The sequence below is a fragment of the Mesorhizobium sp. M0848 genome, assembly GCF_040319805.1.
GTDB lineage: Bacteria > Pseudomonadota > Alphaproteobacteria > Rhizobiales > Rhizobiaceae > Mesorhizobium.
In genome coordinates this window covers 1-16,228 of record NZ_JAMYOM010000026.1, presented here as the reverse complement: position 1 = coordinate 16,228, position 16,228 = coordinate 1, and the positions used below count along the sequence as shown (strand labels likewise).

Below are 16,228 nucleotides of genomic sequence, written 5' to 3'. Positions count from 1 at the left end.
CCCAACGCCTGCGCCGCCCTCATCCGCCTGCCGGCACCTTCTCCCCGTATAGTGACGGGGCGAAGGGGGCTCCCCACCCAACCGTTTCTTAATGTGTCTCCGCTACACCAAAGCCTGAAAAGAAGCGGAAAACGGAGAGAAATCGGGGTGCGCTTTTCCGCGGCCACGACTGCCGGGCGGTTCTTGCCGCAGCGTTGGGCGCTGCGCATGGGGCCGTTGCTTGGCCGCATCGATGCCATGCTGTTCACCGCCGACGAGCGCGGCGAGGCGAGCCGCATGTCGGTCATCGCCTTCTCGGTCCGCATCGTCAGCGCCGTCATCGCCTTCGTCAGCCAGGTGCTGATGGCTCGCTGGATGGGCTCGTTCGAGTACGGCATCTTCGTCCTCGTCTGGGTGACGATGGTCATCGTCGGAAACCTCGCCTGCCTGGGCTTCCACACCTCGGTCATCCGCTACATTCCCGAATACCGCGAGCGCGGCTTGATGGATGAGCTGCGCGGCATCGTGCTGGCCAGCCGTCTGTTCGTGCTGATCGCCTCGACGCTGATTGCCGGGCTCGGCGCGCTCGGCGTCTGGCTGGCGGCACCCTGGATCGAAAGCTACTATGTGATCCCGTTCATCCTCGGCGTCATCTGCCTGCCGATGATCGCCATGTCCGACCTTCTGTCGGGCCTGGCACGCGCCAACAGCTGGGCGCTGTTTGCCCTGTCGCCGACCTATCTGGTGCGGCCGGTGCTGATCCTGCTGTTCATGGCGCTGATGCTGTTTGCGGGCTACGCACCCGATGCCAGGACCGCCATCTTCGCCTCGATCGCCGCCACCTACGTCACCACGCTGGGGCAACTCGTTGGTGTCACCCAGCGCATGGAACGGCAGATCCCGGCCGGGCCGATGAAGGTCCATTTCGCGCAATGGTTCATCGTCTCGCTGCCGATCTTCCTGGTCGAGAGCTTCTTCTTCCTGCTGACCAATGCCGACGTGCTGATGGTCGGCGCCTATATGGACCCCAACGACGTCGCCATCTATTTCGCCACGGTGAAGACGCTGGCGCTGGTGCATTTCGTCTACTTCGCCGTCAAGGCCGGCGTTGCCCAGCGCTATGCGCAGTTCACCCATGGCGACCCGCAAAGGCTCGCCGCCTTCGCCCGCGAGACGGTGTCGTGGACGTTCTGGCCCTCGCTGTTGATGGCGCTGCTGGTGCTGGCACTTGGCGAGCCGATGCTGGTGCTGTTCGGCCCGGAATTCACATCGGGCTATCCGCTGTTGTTCCTGCTCGTCTTCGGCGTCGTGGCCCGCGCCGCCGTCGGCCCCTGCGAAAGCCTGCTGACGATGAGCGGTAACCAGAACATCTGTGCTGCCGTCTATGCCATGACGCTGGCCTTCAACATCGCCCTCAATGTGCTGCTCATCCCGATGTTCGGCCTGTGGGGCGCGGCGATGGCCACCGCCTTTGCCATGATCTTCGAAGCCGGCGCGCTCTCCTTCACGGTGTGGCGCAAGCTCGGCATCGCCATGCTCATCTTCGTCCCTGCGAAAGGAGCCGCGTGATGGCTGCCATCCCGTTGCTTGAGGAAACCAGCGGCGGCACCGCCGGCGCCATGGTGTCGGGCCTTGCCGGGCTGACCCGCGACGCCGACCCCGCCCATATCGAGATCCTCGCCAACAACCGGCCCGAGCGCAAGCTCGCCATCTACCCGGCATCCGCCGGTTTCGACCTGGTCGAGGAGCTGGACTATCTCTGCGCCCGCACGGTCGAACCCAACGTGTTCTTCAACCCGCGTTTCCTTGCGCCCGCCATGCCGCGGCTGGAGGATCGCGAGGTGCGGCTGGCGGTCATCCGCGACGGCGACGAATACCGCAACCGGCTGCGCCTTCTGGTGCCGTTCTCGGTTGAGCGGCCGGTGGTGCCGCTCGGCGTGCCGGTGATGCGCACATGGTCGAGCCCGTTTGGTCCGCTCGGCACGCCGCTGGTCGACCGCGACGATCCGGTCGGCGTCGTCGAAGACTTCTTCTCGATGCTGTCGCGCCCGCACCTCAAGCTGCCGAAAGTGTTCGTCCTGGCCGATATCCGGCTCGATGGCCCGGTGGCGAGCCTGCTTGCCACCGTGGCCGAGGCGCGCGGCCTGACGCTGGTCACCACCGGCCAGAGCCAGCGCCCGGCGCTGGAGAGTGAGCTCGATGGCGACGATTATCTCAAGGCCTCGCTGCGCTCGCACCATTATCGCGAGTTCCGCCGCCTGAAGCGGCGCCTCGGCGACCTCGGCAGGCTGGAGCATGTCGTGGCGCGCGGCCCCGAGGACATCCGTCACGCCATCGAAAGCTTCCTGACGCTGGAAGCGGCCGGCTGGAAGGGCCGCGAACGCACCGCCATGGCGATCGACCGCTTCCGCGCCGCCTTCGCCCGCGAAGCCGTGCACCGGCTGGCCGAGCAGGACATGTGCCGCATCCACTCGCTGACGCTCGACGGCCGAACCATCGCCTGCCTGATCGTCTTCGTCGAAGCCGGCATCGCCTATACCTGGAAGACCGCCTATGACGAGACGCTGGCCAGCTATTCGCCGGGCACGCTGCTGATGATCGAGGTGACCAGGCAGCATCTCGACGATCCCAACATCATGATGACCGATTCCTGCGCGGTGCCCGACCATCCTGTGATGAGCCGGCTATGGGCCGAGCGCAAGCCGATGGGCACCCTGGTGATCGGCCTGGCGCCGGACGCCGACCGCCTCACTCGCCAGGCCGCCTCGCAACTGCACCTCTACCGCGAAACCCGCAACATGGCCCGCCTGCTGCGCAACCGGATGAAGAGCTTGCTGGGGCGGCGGTGAGAAAAGGCAGGGTGCGGTTCTGGAGAATGGCACATCTTCGCTGCAATATTTGAGGGGTGGGTGACCGGGAATTTACTTCGGTTGCCAGCAGGCAAACGCGAATATTGATCTCTGCTTAAAAAAAACGATATTTCTCGCAGAAATTTCCGGTGAAAGCCGATAAGATCTACTCGCGTTCTTGTTCTTAATTCACGATAATCTAGTGATTCGGTAGCGATGAGAGAGAAATGTCGCTGAATCATGAGGCCAACGGCGCCCGGCACATCAGTGCGGAGGACAGCGCCGTTGTCCGAAGGGCCGACGAAGACTTCGAAGAACTGATTCGAAGCATTCGAGCCGCAACGCATCAAGCTTTGCCTCTCTTCGAAGAGGAGCCCGTGACCGGATTGGCCCAGTCAGACACGCTGGCCGCCTCCCTCGGCTCGACTTCGGCCCGGACAGGCTCGAGCCAGGCCCGCGCCATGCGCGGCTCCTCGCTCTTGTCCAACGACAGGCTGGATCCACGTGCCGATGACGACTTGGCGTGGTCTTTGGTTGACCACGATGCCGACGCTCCCGATACCGACAAATGGGAATTGCAGGAAGAGGTGGCGAAGCTGCAGCGCTTGCAGGATCGCACCTCGAAAGAGCTTGGGCGAAAATCGCGCGAGCTATCGATCGCGAGTAAGACAATCGCCGACCTGGAGGTCCAACTCAACAAGGCACGGCAGACCATTGCGCAAGCGGACAGGCATGCCGGCCAGCGCGCAACGCGGTTCCTCGAAGCGAATGTCGAGGTCGAGCGTCTGGGCCGGAACCTGGCGCGCATGTCGGGGCAACTGCGCGACGAGATCATCGCCAGGCAAGCCGCCGAGCAGGCGCGTGAGGACGTCGCATCGCGGCTCGCCAGCTTGCAACAGGCCGCCATGCTGCTTCGTTCCAAGGTCGCGGATTACCAGCTCCACAACGAAAGACTGACCGGCAAACTGTCTGCGCAGATGCTGGTGCAGCAGGACCTGCAGGTGCGGCTGTCCATTGTGGAGCATCAGCGCGGCGTTCTCGGCGATTGCGCCGCCACCGCTCAGGTACGGGCCGCCGAACTTGAAAAGAGGTTGCGCTCGCTCCAGCGCAGCGCCGCCGATCAAAGCGTGGTCCGCGCAACGCCGAGCGTGGGGCAGCGCGCCGAGGACGTGGCCGAGCATCGGCGCCAAACCTCGGAAACCGAGATTGCGACGTTGCGCCAGGAGCGCGACGCGGCGCGCCGAGACTATGGCGCGGTGAAGGTTCAACTCGCCGATCTCCGCTTGCGCGACATGACCGACGAACTCGCGCATGCCCGTTGCCGCGATGAGAACCGCCAGCTTCACCACAGGCTGGAAACGCTGAGACGCCAGGATCCGCCCAGCGGACCGGCAGCGGATGACAATGCCGATCTCGAACGGACATTCGACGAATTGCTGGCGGCTGGCGAGCTTGGCGCGGCCAATGACGGCGATCCCACCGCGACGCGTAAGGCGTCTTGATCGCGTTGGGATTTGCCACCCAAAGCTCGAAGAGTGAAGGTTGGTGCCCCTAGCCGGGGTCTCCACGCTGGGTCGAACTATCGCTCCAGACCGGAATTTAACCTTTTCATTCAATATCTTACGGGTCGATCGCCCCCCGAGGCGCGAATGCGTTGATGTACCTCAATGGGTATCAAATGTTGTACCTCAGCGTCAAGGCTGCTTGCCCTTACCCAAGCCACTTTACCCAGACGCGGCCGAGGCTTCTCCTTGTTCCGAGGTAAGTTCCGATTTCCCTAAGAGAAACAAGGCAATAGGGGAGCAAGTGCGCCCCCAGCATTGCGAACTTTCGCACTATGCCAGTTATGTGGTTGATTTTGCTCTATTCCTTAGAAGTCCTCGGGGATCACTGCTGGCAGTTCGCGCCCGCCCGTTGCCACCTTCGCGACATCCTGAGCGGCCCTTGTGATCTCGACCAACAGGGCTTGTTGCTGTTCCTTGGACCGTATAGCCGAGAAAGAGGCTTTGAATTGCACCAAGGCTGTGGTCGCCAATTCGGCATGGATCACGTCCCTGTCTTTCTTTCCGAAGTCCGAACCGGGGTTCTCCTCCAAGCCGCCTGCGCGCATCGCCCGGTAAACCTTCGGGAAATCCTGCAGCATCCACACGGGAATGCGGCGGTCACTGACGATGCCCTGCAAGTCACGCGCCATCTCCCGAGCCGACTTCACCCGTCGACCACGGTTCTCCATTCGGTGCCTTCCCGCTTGCACATAAGCCCTGAAGACTTCCCGCTTGTCCGCGTTGGTCAGCCTTAGGCCATGGCTTCGGTTGTTCTCAGCGGCGATCCACCGGTATTCATTCGGCATGACACCAGTGGCCACTACAGCGTTGATCGTCTCCCCGCCAAGGGCCTGCACAGCGGTCACGCGATGCCATCCGTCGATCAGCACAAATCCCTTATCAGGGTCCTTCGGATCGACAGGGGCGACCGTGATGGGAGGAAAGACCACACCGGTCCGCATGGCATCCCGATACTGCCTCACGGTCGCGGCGCTGGTTTCCTGTCTGATTTGTGTCGCAGGGTCCATGACCAAGCCATCAAGGCGGATAGTCACGCGGTCGTCGGTCTGGCGGTTCATTGCGTCCATCGCTATCGCATCTTCATGGTTGGGTTGCAGTTGGAAAGCCGGCCCTGTGATGGTCGACAAGGAGGGCGCACGCTTCCTCCAGAGCCTCACCAACGTGCCTTAGGACACGGCCACGGGACCTTGGGTAGACGTGGAGTTCCTTAGCGTTCGCCCCCTCGCCCCACCTCTTGTGCGTCCCTGAGGCCATCCTGTGGATCAGCTTCGCCGCCTGCACCTGCTTGAACTCGGCCTTGCGCTCGGCCTGCGGATCATCGCGAATGATCATCTCGATTGCGAGCCATGCCGCCACCACCCGGCGAGGGTCCACTGCAGCCTTCCGCAGCCTCGCCCAGGCGGCCTTTGCTCGATCCTGGGGCGACAGCCCGCGAAGCCTGAACGCCTCCACATGCGGCCCTGAGGTCTGCAGCAAGGTGGCCACACGGTCGACCGCATTTCGGACGTAGGTATCACCCTCGTGGGCCATCATCCATGCCAGTGCAGCGTCCCGGTATGGTGCGACCTCTCGTGCCCCGTAGGAGAGCCTGTAGGGGCTCCCGTGGCGGGCATAGTGATCTGCGTGCGGGCGACAGAAGCGAGTGTCTAAGCCGTCCTGTGTGCCCGCACGGGCCGGTCTGGAGCAGCCCACGACCCGGCAACGGCTGAACATGCTGCTCGGCTCATTTGCACGCGACTTCACCTCGCTCTTGCGCTCACGCTTCCTGACCCAGTTGACCAACGTCGCTCCCACTCGAAATGACCACCCCGCCTGTGGGCGGGAGATCGCGATGTAGCAGGGACGAATAGGAACGGAGCATGCGGTATCGTCGCACCCGGCTAACAGGGTCGATCCGCATGCACTGGGCATCTGTTCCATTCTTGGTTGTACTGCTAGTGATGACATCGGCGGGATGCCCCAGCCCACGTCAGAACTGCCAATGTGGAAGAGGAGCGACCTTGCCCGCGATCTTTGTCGACGCGAACATCCTTCTGGGGTTTTGGAGCTTACAGGACGGACGGGTCCCATCGGAGTTGCTGCTGCCACTGGTCGAGTTGGGTGGCAATGTGCTGATCACCCAGCAAGTAGCCGACGAGGTCAACCGAAACAAGTTGGGTGTCTTTCTCAGGAGTAGTGCTGGGTTCTCCGCGTCTTTGCCGTCCGAAATCCCAACCCATATGGTCGTATCGCGTGAGATGGCGAGTTGGAACGATAGGCTCAAAGCTGATCGTGCCGAGCTGGACAAGGCAAGGAAGACTTGGAACGATAGCGTACGACCCGATCTCGCCAACGCCATCAGCAATAATAGCGACCTGACAAGCCAGCATTTGGCTCCTCTTCTACGCTCTGCGGTCATGCCGTCGGAGGGGCAGCTAAGTGCTGCACGAGATCGTCGAGAGAGAGGTAATCCCCCGGGGAAGAGGTCCGACCCCCTCGGCGACCAAATCTCTTGGCAGCAGTTTCTTGACGCCGTCGAAGGCGTGAGACGCGTTTGGATCATAACGAGAGACGGTGATTTCGCCGAAGTGGTGAACAAATCCCGCCTGTTGAACCCGCTACTTCGGTCAGAGCTTGCCGAAAGGGGCGTGGAGAAAGTGGAGGTTCATGACAACCTCGCCAACGCATTGCGGTCGATCAAAGAAGCCGGTGTGCACGTGCCTCATGAGCTTGATGAGGCGAAGCTGGGTGAATTGCAGAAACAGGAAGCGGAGGCGCATTACCCTCAACCCCCCTACCTGACATGGCCGGACAGGCCGTGGCGATGCCCACAGTGCCACACAGTGAACGAGGGAGGAGTGCTGTCAGCCCACCCGTCTCAGTACGGCGGGTGGAGCTATTGGGCTCACTGCAGGCGCTGTGGATACAAATGGGACACAGGCGAAGCTTACGACGACTGAGCCTGTCTAACTGATCGGCACAACAGGGCCTTCACTGCCACGAGCGACATGCTTCGATCTCTTCGCCAGCTTCGCCAGTGTGGACCTTGAGCAGTTCGTTGCCTTGACGATGGTGTTCCAGCTTTGCCCCTTGCGCAGCATGTCCATGATCGCCTCGTTACGCTCGGCGTCCTCGGGCCGGCCCTTCATCTTCCCCTCAGCCTTCGCCTTGGCGATCCCCTGAGCCTGCCGGCGGCGGTAAGTAGGCCCGCGCTTTTGCCCCCTGTTCCTCGCCGGGTCATCAACGGGATGCTGCTCGATATGCTCGCCGCCATCGCTCGCATGGACTACGAGGACCGACGGTGACCTATTCGTCCTTCGGCTACTGCGCTCTTCGTCCGCAGCCGAAGCGCTCACGGGCAAGTGTTATGATGTAGCCAGCATCCATATCACCGTCTTCCACATGCAGCCCAAATGGGTCCCTAAGTTCGCTTCGTAAAGCCAATATCTCAACCAACGCAAAGCGAGCCGATGGCTGGTCTGGGTCGCTTGGATCACAAAGTATCGTGACCAATTGGCAGCCCAGTTCATCATCTCGGAAGCCCCTGAGATAGTTGGGCGCGAGCTGGATAGCGGCCATACGGCTGTTCGTCCAGCCAACATCGGTTGGCGACATGATGAGTTCGCGTAGAAGGGGGCGGTAGCGATCAACAAGCCGAAGATCACGGCACAGCGCCTTCAACGCAGTTTCGCCATGCACGTCTCGTTCTGGCCCATACAGGTAGCTCTCAATCAGAACCGCATCCGACACGCTTCCACACATTCCTACAATGTGCAAAGCTGAGCTAACGTCGCCCCGACGCTTCATGAGGATGCTGCGGGCGAACTCAAGCTCTGCTGCCGTGACCTGGCCTTCAGCAACACCTTGCGCCCGATTTCGAATATCGTCGATGTTCATAGCAAAGTATAATAGCACACTAGGCGGCAGTCGGTCGTCCTATCTCGGCGGCGGCTACAGGAACATGCAACCGCTTCGCGAGCTTGGCCAAGGTAGATCGTGAGCAGCCCGTGGCGGCTGTGATCCGGCTCCAGCTCTGCCCACTGCGTAGCATGTCAAGGATGGCGTCATTGCGCTTGGCGTCCTCGGGCCGGCCCTTCATCTTCCCCTCAGCCTTCGCCTTGGCGATCCCCTGAGCCTGTCTGCGGCGTCGGTCGTCGTAGTCCTTGCGGGCGATGGCGGCGAGCATGTCGAGCAGCATCCCGTTGATCGCGTCGAACATCCGCCCGGTGAAGGCGTCCTCGGTCTTCAGCATCATGTGCGAGGTCGGCAAGTCCAGCGCCACGACCTTGACCTCTCGGTCCTTGATCTCGCGCTTGAGCTGATCCCAATCCTTATCCGAGAGGCGGCTGAGGCGGTCGACCTGTTCGGTGAGAAGGATGTCGCCCGGCTTGCTGTCCCTGAGCAGCCGGAACAGCTCTGGCCTGTGCAGCGAAGCACCGCTCTCGTTCTCCTCGTAGGTGGCGGCGATGGGCAGCCCTCGCTCCTGGCAGAACGCTTCAAGGTCCCCTCTGGCGCGCCCTGCGTCCTGTTCCTTGGTCGAGGCTCTGAGATAGGCTCGTATAAATGTCACGGCGCGCTCCAGTTCGGTTTGACTGGTTCGTTAATAGATGGTTCGGTTTGACTGGTCAACGGGTATTTATCGCGCCATCCTTGACCCGGTTCGGAAAGGGCACACCTTATGAGACTGGCACCAGCGTTGCCCGGAAGGTCAAACCTTACAGCACGCCGGGCAGTCCCGAAGGCCGAGCCTACCGCACGCTGGCCCTGCTTATCCGCATCAAACAGCAGCTCGCCAGTGTTTGTTCCTTGGAAACGTCCCTGCCACTGCCCGTACAACATCGGCCCCTCACCGAGCCAAGAGACCATTGTTTCCCTGAGCCGGCAAGCCCGGGCGACTTTGGAGATCGGATGCTCGAAACCACGCTTATCGCTGTCGCTCTTGTGCTGATCTAATAGGGCAAGCCGAGGGCACGGGGGTAGCGCTGCGGGGGGCTTCTTGTCCGATCCCCAGGAAGACATTTTTTCCCAACATTCCGACCCCATCCCAAACCCCGTTTATGCTCAGGGACGGGGCTTTGCTGCTGGAGCGCGTAGGCGCCCACGGAACGCTTGCCGTTCTCTTGAGCTTGGCACTTCTGAACGTTGCGCTGGCCTGGATGATCTTCCGCCACCGAGCCCTGCAGCTTCGATTGCAGTAGCTCGGGTTCTGCCTCAGGCTTCTCCCAAGACCGCCATTCGCATCGCCCGCGTTGCCTCCTCAAGCCTCGCCTCGGGTCCCCCATAGCTTTCCCCGTCGCCACCCAGCGTGTGACCGAGGATGAGGTTTTGCTTGTCCCTGTCGACGTCGCGCCGGCGTAGCGTGTCCTTCATGTTATGCCGCAGCGAATGCACCACCTTCTTGCGGTCATCAGTCACGGTGCGCACATGCTTCATTAGAGCCGCCGACGCGCTGGTGTTGCCACCTGCCCGTCCGTACCGGGGGAATAGCATCGGCCCATCAGTCAGCCCCAGGGCTTCCTTGGCTGCACTTAGCGCGTCCCCTATGAGAGGCACCCGACGCCTTGAAGGGGTCGTCTTGATGCGCCTCTCCTCGTGCCACTCGACCTCGACATACGGCATGTCGGTGTCCACGATCACGTCGGCAACCCTAAGCCCGGTGACTTCAGCAAGGCGGCAGCCAGTCCCCACCAGCATCCGCCAAATCAGCTTCAGGTCTTCTCTGCCCGCGTGAGCGTCGATCCGCTGCCTGATCTTCAGAAGCTCATCCTTGGTGAAGGGCTTGCGCTTGTCCCGTTCAGGTGTCTCGCCGCCACGTCCAGACCCCAGCACCGGCAATCCTGTGAAGTGATTGGTCAGCCCGTGAAGCTCCGTCACCTCGGAAATGGCGTGATTGATGATGGCTCGGATGTCGTTGAGATACCGGTCAACAGTCGCCTTGCTTCCAACCCCGCCCCGTATGAAGTCCTGCACCTTTCGGGCCTGTTCGCGGGTGATGCTCGCCACCGTGATCTTGTCGGCTGTCGTTGTTAGAGCCTTGGCGATGTAGCCTACCGCCCGCTCTGCCCGCTGCTCGTCTTTCTTCCGCTCCAGCGGCTTGGGTTCATCCAGCGCAAAGCGGTCCTTGAGGTAGAGTTTCTTGGCGTCCTCAAGGGTCGGCGCAGGGACCTTGGGACTGGAGGTGTAGAGCATCCGCACCAGCCGCGTGTCTTCAGCGCTTACCCCCACCGGGTAGTCGGTCTCTGGGTCGGTTGGGTACTTGGCCGCAATGCCTTCGGCCACAGCGCTACGCTCCATCCAGTCTTGCACCCCGTCGTCGTCCCCGTCCCCGTCAACCTCGGTCGGCTCGCGATACGGATTGAGCCCCAGCGCCTTCATCCTCTCAACGGTCTCATGGAACAAGTCTCGTGCGGTTTTGGGCTTCTTGATGCCCCGCAACTCGTCCCAAGCCGCCGCCAATGTCTGCTCCACCTCGCGATGTACCTTCCGATACTTCGCCAACGCCTCGTCCTTGACCTTCCCCAACGCAATGGTGATTTCGCCCTTGCCCAAGACTGGTCTCAGTTCCCGCTCGACGACGCGCCGATAGCGATAGGTAGTGCTGATCAGCTTCTTGCTCTTGCGCTCCTGCCAGTATTCCACAATCACTTTGCTCATGTGTTGGACCCCACGATGTACCTCCATGATGTACCTCGGGGGACGATCAAGCCCTTGAACGCCTTGAATTTATTGGCCTGACGGGTTGTCAGTGGTGCCCCTAGCCGGAATCGAACCAGCACTCCTTGCGGAACTCGATTTTGAGTCGAGCGCGTCTACCAATTCCGCCATAGGGGCTCAGGCCGGGCGGCCTGGATGGCGCGGGACTATACGGTTGGAGGGCTGTTCGTCAACTGGCCAATTCTCCGGCGCCCTCAAGATGCGACCAATCTGCGCCTTTCGATTTCGTGACGGGGCTGCCATTGTGCAGCGCGGAAAATCTTTCTAGACAGGCGGCGCATCAAAGCGCGGCACGTCTGCGGGGACGGATGGCGTGCTCTGGGTCTTTGTTCTGTGCATGCCGTTACACCCCAACCTGCCTGCGCAATTGAACGACACGCATTAGGAGTGCCGATGCTTCGCGGACTTTACGACTGGACCTTGTCGCTGGCGGCCCGCAAATCCGCCGAATGGTGGCTGGCCTTCATCGCCTTCGTCGAGAGCTCGGTGTTCCTGGTGCCGGCCGACGTGCTCTATCTGCCGATGGCGCTGTCGCGGCCGGATCGCGCCTACCGCTATGCGCTGATCGCCACCGTCGCCTCGGTGCTGGGCGGCATCGCCGGCTGGTTCATCGGCCACTACGCCTATGACGCGGTGGCGAGGCCGATCCTCGAATTCTACGGCAAGTACGACGAGTTCGAAGCGCTGCGCGCGGGGGCAGGCGTCGGCTTCATCGTCCTGATGCTGATCACATCGGGCGCTGCCCACCTGCCGCCGATCAAGGTGGTGACGATCCTGTCCGGCGTCATCGGCGTCAATTTGCTGTTGTTCGTGGTGCTGGCGATCGTGGCCCGCGGTGGCCGTTTCCTGCTGCTCGCCTGGCTGCTGCGCCATTATGGCGAACCGATCCGCGAATTCATCGAGAAGCGCCTCGGCCTCATCGCCGGCGCCGGCGCGGCTGCCCTGATTTTGCTCTATATCCTGGTCAAATACGCGTTCTGAACAGAACCATTGCGAGCCGGACGGACCGATTGAAATGACAGCGACCATGAATGCCGACACCGGACGCCAGCGCACGCTAACCGCCTTGTTCCTCGCCGTCGCCATGGCCGCCACCGTCGGCTCGGCGCTCGGCTTCCAGTATCTCGGCGGCTACATCCCCTGCCACCTCTGCCTCGAACAGCGCACGCCCTACTATATCGGCGTGCCGCTGATGGTGCTGGCGGTGATTGCGTCGATGCTGCACGCACCGGCATGGCTAACGCGCGGCCTGCTGGCCGTCGGCGGCATCCTGATGCTCTACGGCCTCTATCTCGGCGTCTACCACTCCGGCGTCGAATGGCAGTGGTGGGCCGGCCCGACCGATTGTACCGCAGGCGCCGGGCCGGTCGACACCGGCGGCAAGGGCGTGCTCGACGCGCTCGACAAATTCGTGCCGCCGTCCTGTGACAAGGCCGCCTTGCGCATCCTCGGCCTGTCGCTGGCCGGCTGGAACGCCATCGCCAGCCTGATCCTCGCCGCCGTAGCCTTCCGCGGCGCCCTCACCCGCGACTGATTTGGCGCGATGGCGCCGACGCGAGATCGTTCAAGGAATTCGGCAGGCTGAGTCGTATGGAGTGATTCTCGAGAACCGAAGCGGAGCGGACATTTGGTCCGTGAGCATCGGAAGCGCAGACAATCGCTCCAGACGGCCAGCCTCCCGAATTCTCGAACGATCTCAGGGCTCCAGTTCGACATCCCAGTACAGATAATCCATCCAGCTCTCATGCAGATGGTTGGGCGGGAACAGGCGGCCATTGTTGTGCAGATCGTGCACCGTCGGCTGGAAAGGCTTCTGCAGCGGCCACATCTTGGCATGCGCCGGCATCATGCCGCCCTTCCTGAGGTTGCAGGGCGAGCAGGCGGCAACGACATTCTCCCATGTCGTCGCGCCGCCGCGATGGCGGGGGATGACGTGATCGAAGGTCAGATCCTCCGGCGTGCCGCAATACTGGCACTGGAAGCGATCGCGCAGGAAGACGTTGAAGCGGGTGAAGGCCGGGTGCCTGGAGGGCTTCACATAGGCCTTCAGGCTGACCACGCTCGGCAGCTTCATCGAGAAGGTCGGCGAGGAGACGGCATGCTCGTATTCGGCGACGATGTTCACCCGGTCGAGGAACACCGCTTTGATGGCATCCTGCCACGACCAGAGCGACAAGGGATAATAGCTGAGCGGACGGTAATCCGCATTCAGCACCAGTGCTGGAAGCCCATCCGGAGATACGGCAACCGTCACGTGTTCACCTCCTTGGTTCTAGACCCGAACGGCGCGGATACTGTAAGCCCGACATGACAGGGATGTGAAGCGGATTGTCGCGTGGCCTAAGCGCCAAAAATGCGTGATTTTTATGATTTTTTGCGGATTCAGGCCCGCGGCGCGGCGTCCCGCCCTCTGGTTTCACGATAATAGGACCAGAAAAGCCGCGATGCGACACCTCGCCACGGGCTCCATGATTCGGCCAGTGCGATCAGGGTTTTCTCCGGCGGACGCGGCTCGATGCCGAGCGCGTGGCCGACCGCGCTCTGCAGCGCGACGTCGCGCGCGGGGAAGATGTCGGGATGCCCGGCGGCGAATAAGAGATACACTTCCGCCGTCCACGGGCCGATGCCGGACACCGCCGTCATCGTCGTGATCGCCTCCTGGGCATCGAGCGAACAGAGGTGATGAAGGTCGAGGCCGTCGGCCACCGCCTGGGCAATTGCGATCAGGCCGCGCTGCTTGGGCCGCGACAGGCCGGCCTCGCGAAACATGTCCTCGCCGGCGGCCAGGATCGCTTGCGGCGTCAGCGGATCGACGAGTTTGGTCAGCCGGCCGAAGATCGCATCGGCACTGGCGCGGGACACTTGCTGCGAGACGACGATCGACGCCAGGCTTCGAAACCCCGGCTCGGACAGCCGCAGCGGCACCTCGCCGGCCATGCCGCGCACCTTTTCCAGGCGCGGGTCGATCACGCAAAGCGCATCGAGCCCCCGGGCAATGTCGTCTGATGTCACGATACGGCGCATGCTTTCTTGTTCCTCGACCGTCGACAGGGTAGCAATTGGCGAAGCGCCGCAAAACATGATTGCCGCCTGAGAGATGACACTCCTGACATTCCGCTTCGCGCCCAGCCCCAACGGCGACCTGCATCTCGGCCACGCCTATTCGGCGCTGCTCAACCAGAAGCTGGCGGCACAGGCGCACGGCCGCCTGCTGCTGCGCATCGAGGATATCGACACGACGCGCTGCACGCCGCTATTCGAGGCAGGCGTGCTTGCCGACCTGAAATGGCTGGGGCTTGGCTGGGAAGAGCCGGTGCGCCGCCAGTCCGAGCATTTCGCCGAATACCAAGCGGTGCTCGAGCGGTTGATCGCGGACGAACTCGTCTACCCCGCCTTCATGAGCCGTGGCGAGATCCGCGCCTTCATCACCGACAGCGAAAAGCGTGGGCGCGACTGGCCGCGCGATCCCGATGGCGTGCCGCTCTACCCCGCCACCGACAAGGCGCTGCCGCTGAAGGAACGCCAGCGGCGGATCGCCGAGAATGCACCCTTCGCCTGGCGGCTGGATGTCGATGCCGCCATGGCGCGTGTCGGCAAGGACCTTTCATGGACGGAGTATTCTGACGAGACGCTTTCCGCGACGCGCTCCGTCGAAGCCCGCCCGCGGGACTGGGGCGACGTGATCTTGGCGCGCCGAGACATTCCGACCAGTTACCACCTCGCCGTCGTCATGGACGATGCGCTGCAAGACGTCAGCCACGTCGTGCGCGGCCAGGATCTGTTTTCCGCCACTGGCGTGCAGCGCCTGCTGCAGCAACTCCTCGGACTGCCGCAACCGGCCTATTTCCATCATCGTCTGATCCTCGGGACGGACGGACGAAAACTGTCGAAGAGCTTCAGTGATACCGGCCTTGCCGCATTGCGCCATGCCGGCGCATCGCCTGACGACATCAGGCGGATGGTCGGGTTTTGAGCTCGGTGAGACCAGGGCGCCACCCCCCAAATGCGCCGGCCGTTGAATTCCGGTGACGCATGGATCAACGGTTTCGTTTTGCGCGCCGGGTTGAAGCGCAGTAGAGCAGCGCCACGGTCAACTCCCTCCAGCGCGGCGGTCTCCGGAACATGCACAGCATCAAGCGGTTCATCCCCGCCACCTTCGTCGTCCTGTGGGCGACCGGCTTTATCGGCGCGCGCTACGCCATGCCGTGGGCGGAACCGTTCACATTCCTCGCCGCGCGTTTCGTCATCGCCGCCATCCTGCTGGCCGTCCTGATGCTTGTGCTGGGCTCGAAAAGAGCCACCCGCGAGGAGGCGCTGCATGCCACCGGCGCCGGCATCCTGATGCATGGCGTCTATCTCGGCGCCGTCTTCTGGGCCATCCACAGGGGCATGCCGGCCGGATTTTCGGCCCTCATCGTCGGCCTGCAGCCGCTGATCACGGCGGTGCTTGCCGGCAAGTTTCTCGGCGAGGCGATCCTGCCGCGCCACTGGCTTGGCCTTGGTATCGGCCTCATCGGCATCGTCATCGTGCTGTGGCCGAAGCTCGGCGCGCTCGGCGGCGGCGTGACCGCGGCGACATTGACCGCCTCGCTGGTCTCGGTGCTCGGCATGAGCGCCGGCACCATCTGGCAAAAGCGCTTCGCTTCCGGCGGCGACCTCGTCGCGGCTACCATGTGGCAATATATCGGTGGCGGTTCGCTGATGCTCCTCGCCTCACTCGCCTTCGAGACCCACACCGTCGTCATCAACGGCGAACTGATCTTCGCCATGGCCTGGCTGGTGCTGGTGCTGTCGCTCGGCGCCATCTTCCTGCTGATGGTGATGATCCGCGACGGCGAGATGTCGAAAGTGGCGTCGCTGTTCTACCTGGTGCCGGCGGTGACGGCGGTCATCGCCTGGGCACTCTTCGACGAACAGCTCAACGCGCTGCAGATCGCCGGCATGGCGATCACGACCTTCGGCGTTGGCCTGGCAACGGCGCGGCAGACCAAGGGAAGAACTGTGGAATTGAGGAATTGAGGCATTGAGGCATTGAGGCATTGAGGCATTGAGGCATTGAGGCATTGACGCATATAGACAATTGGGGATAAGCACGACTGAAGAATGCTAGATAGCATTAGTGGTATAATGAGGATGTTGAGT

General features: G+C 62.4%; 15 protein-coding genes and 1 tRNA gene. 8 read left to right on the top strand and 8 right to left on the bottom strand.

All coding sequences use genetic code 11. The features are described 5' to 3' along the window. Window positions 1-147: 147 nt before the first annotated feature. From NKH95_RS26110 to NKH95_RS26100, 3 genes are all read left to right on the top strand, one after another. Entirely contained in the window at window positions 148-1,548 is a 1,401-nt protein-coding gene (locus NKH95_RS26110; protein ID WP_352893698.1) for a lipopolysaccharide biosynthesis protein, read from the top strand. Next, window positions 1,548-2,828: a GNAT family N-acetyltransferase gene (locus NKH95_RS26105; protein WP_352893697.1), complete on the top strand. Its 1,281-nt coding sequence runs from the start codon at window positions 1,548-1,550 to the stop codon at window positions 2,826-2,828. Before NKH95_RS26110 ends, NKH95_RS26105 begins: the two co-directional genes overlap by 1 nt. Before the next feature lie 377 nt (window positions 2,829-3,205). Further along, a complete protein-coding gene (locus NKH95_RS26100) occupies window positions 3,206-4,330 on the top strand; it encodes a coiled-coil domain-containing protein (RefSeq protein ID WP_352893696.1) in 1,125 nt (374 codons plus the stop codon). A gap of 368 nt (window positions 4,331-4,698) precedes the next feature. Here NKH95_RS26100 and NKH95_RS26095 read toward each other — a convergent pair whose 3' ends face one another. Next, window positions 4,699-5,520, bottom strand: a complete 822-nt coding sequence (locus NKH95_RS26095; RefSeq protein ID WP_352893695.1) for a ParB N-terminal domain-containing protein — start codon at window positions 5,518-5,520, stop codon at window positions 4,699-4,701. Between the two features lie 873 nt (window positions 5,521-6,393). Here NKH95_RS26095 and NKH95_RS26090 point away from each other — a divergent pair. Next, a complete protein-coding gene (locus tag NKH95_RS26090) occupies window positions 6,394-7,332 on the top strand; it encodes a hypothetical protein (protein ID WP_352893694.1) in 939 nt (312 codons plus the stop codon). Between the two features lie 6 nt (window positions 7,333-7,338). On the opposite strand, the gene NKH95_RS26085 is transcribed toward NKH95_RS26090, so the two are convergent. From NKH95_RS26085 to NKH95_RS26065, 5 genes are all read right to left on the bottom strand, one after another. Continuing rightward, window positions 7,339-7,521 carry a helix-turn-helix domain-containing protein gene (locus NKH95_RS26085; protein WP_502895343.1) on the bottom strand — a complete coding sequence of 61 codons (183 nt, stop codon included), beginning with the start codon at window positions 7,519-7,521 and terminating at the stop codon, window positions 7,339-7,341. 172 nt (window positions 7,522-7,693) lie between these two features. Then, window positions 7,694-8,269 (bottom strand): hypothetical protein, encoded by a 576-nt coding sequence (locus NKH95_RS26080; RefSeq protein ID WP_352893693.1) that lies wholly within the window; start codon window positions 8,267-8,269, stop codon window positions 7,694-7,696. Window positions 8,270-8,288: 19 nt separating this feature from the next. After that, window positions 8,289-8,942, bottom strand: a complete 654-nt coding sequence (locus NKH95_RS26075; protein ID WP_352893691.1) for a recombinase family protein — start codon at window positions 8,940-8,942, stop codon at window positions 8,289-8,291. Between the two features lie 641 nt (window positions 8,943-9,583). Continuing rightward, window positions 9,584-11,026 (bottom strand): tyrosine-type recombinase/integrase, encoded by a 1,443-nt coding sequence (locus NKH95_RS26070; RefSeq protein WP_352893690.1) that lies wholly within the window; start codon window positions 11,024-11,026, stop codon window positions 9,584-9,586. 92 nt (window positions 11,027-11,118) lie between these two features. Next, window positions 11,119-11,203 (bottom strand) — tRNA-Leu (locus tag NKH95_RS26065). 276 nt (window positions 11,204-11,479) lie between these two features. Here NKH95_RS26065 and NKH95_RS26060 point away from each other — a divergent pair. Beyond that, window positions 11,480-12,067 carry a YqaA family protein gene (locus NKH95_RS26060; RefSeq protein WP_023811139.1) on the top strand — a complete coding sequence of 196 codons (588 nt, stop codon included), beginning with the start codon at window positions 11,480-11,482 and terminating at the stop codon, window positions 12,065-12,067. 34 nt (window positions 12,068-12,101) lie between these two features. After that, window positions 12,102-12,620 carry a disulfide bond formation protein B gene (locus NKH95_RS26055; RefSeq protein ID WP_063173147.1) on the top strand — a complete coding sequence of 173 codons (519 nt, stop codon included), beginning with the start codon at window positions 12,102-12,104 and terminating at the stop codon, window positions 12,618-12,620. A 162-nt stretch (window positions 12,621-12,782) separates the two neighbouring features. Here NKH95_RS26055 and NKH95_RS26050 read toward each other — a convergent pair whose 3' ends face one another. Together NKH95_RS26050 and NKH95_RS26045 are read right to left on the bottom strand one after the other, a co-directional pair. Further along, window positions 12,783-13,340: an HNH endonuclease gene (locus tag NKH95_RS26050; protein WP_006328497.1), complete on the bottom strand. Its 558-nt coding sequence runs from the start codon at window positions 13,338-13,340 to the stop codon at window positions 12,783-12,785. A 128-nt stretch (window positions 13,341-13,468) separates the two neighbouring features. Continuing rightward, complete coding sequence (locus NKH95_RS26045) at window positions 13,469-14,110, bottom strand: DNA-3-methyladenine glycosylase family protein (RefSeq protein WP_352893689.1); 642 nt, start codon at window positions 14,108-14,110, stop codon at window positions 13,469-13,471. A 73-nt stretch (window positions 14,111-14,183) separates the two neighbouring features. On the opposite strand from NKH95_RS26045, the gene gluQRS reads away from it, so the two are divergent. Further along, entirely contained in the window at window positions 14,184-15,059 is an 876-nt protein-coding gene (gene gluQRS, locus NKH95_RS26040; protein ID WP_128304570.1) for a tRNA glutamyl-Q(34) synthetase GluQRS, read from the top strand. Between the two features lie 149 nt (window positions 15,060-15,208). Then, window positions 15,209-16,105, top strand: coding sequence for a DMT family transporter (locus NKH95_RS26035; RefSeq protein ID WP_128304571.1), 897 nt, complete (start codon window positions 15,209-15,211; stop codon window positions 16,103-16,105). The last annotated feature ends 123 nt before the right edge of the window (window positions 16,106-16,228 follow it).

What these genes read in the sequence shown, in the direction of transcription:
- gluQRS (WP_128304570.1), top strand. Translation starts at nt 14,184, where the DNA reads ATGACACTCCTGACATTCCGCTTCGCGCCCAGCCCCAACGGCGACCTG.
- NKH95_RS26035 (WP_128304571.1), top strand. Translation starts at nt 15,209, where the DNA reads ATGCACAGCATCAAGCGGTTCATCCCCGCCACCTTCGTCGTCCTGTGG.
- NKH95_RS26080 (WP_352893693.1), bottom strand. Translation starts at nt 8,269, where the DNA reads ATGAACATCGACGATATTCGAAATCGGGCGCAAGGTGTTGCTGAAGGC.
- NKH95_RS26055 (WP_063173147.1), top strand. Translation starts at nt 12,102, where the DNA reads ATGACAGCGACCATGAATGCCGACACCGGACGCCAGCGCACGCTAACC.
- NKH95_RS26105 (WP_352893697.1), top strand. Translation starts at nt 1,548, where the DNA reads ATGGCTGCCATCCCGTTGCTTGAGGAAACCAGCGGCGGCACCGCCGGC.
- NKH95_RS26045 (WP_352893689.1), bottom strand. Translation starts at nt 14,110, where the DNA reads ATGCGCCGTATCGTGACATCAGACGACATTGCCCGGGGGCTCGATGCG.
- NKH95_RS26060 (WP_023811139.1), top strand. Translation starts at nt 11,480, where the DNA reads ATGCTTCGCGGACTTTACGACTGGACCTTGTCGCTGGCGGCCCGCAAA.
- NKH95_RS26070 (WP_352893690.1), bottom strand. Translation starts at nt 11,026, where the DNA reads ATGAGCAAAGTGATTGTGGAATACTGGCAGGAGCGCAAGAGCAAGAAG.
- NKH95_RS26085 (WP_502895343.1), bottom strand. Translation starts at nt 7,521, where the DNA reads ATGAAGGGCCGGCCCGAGGACGCCGAGCGTAACGAGGCGATCATGGAC.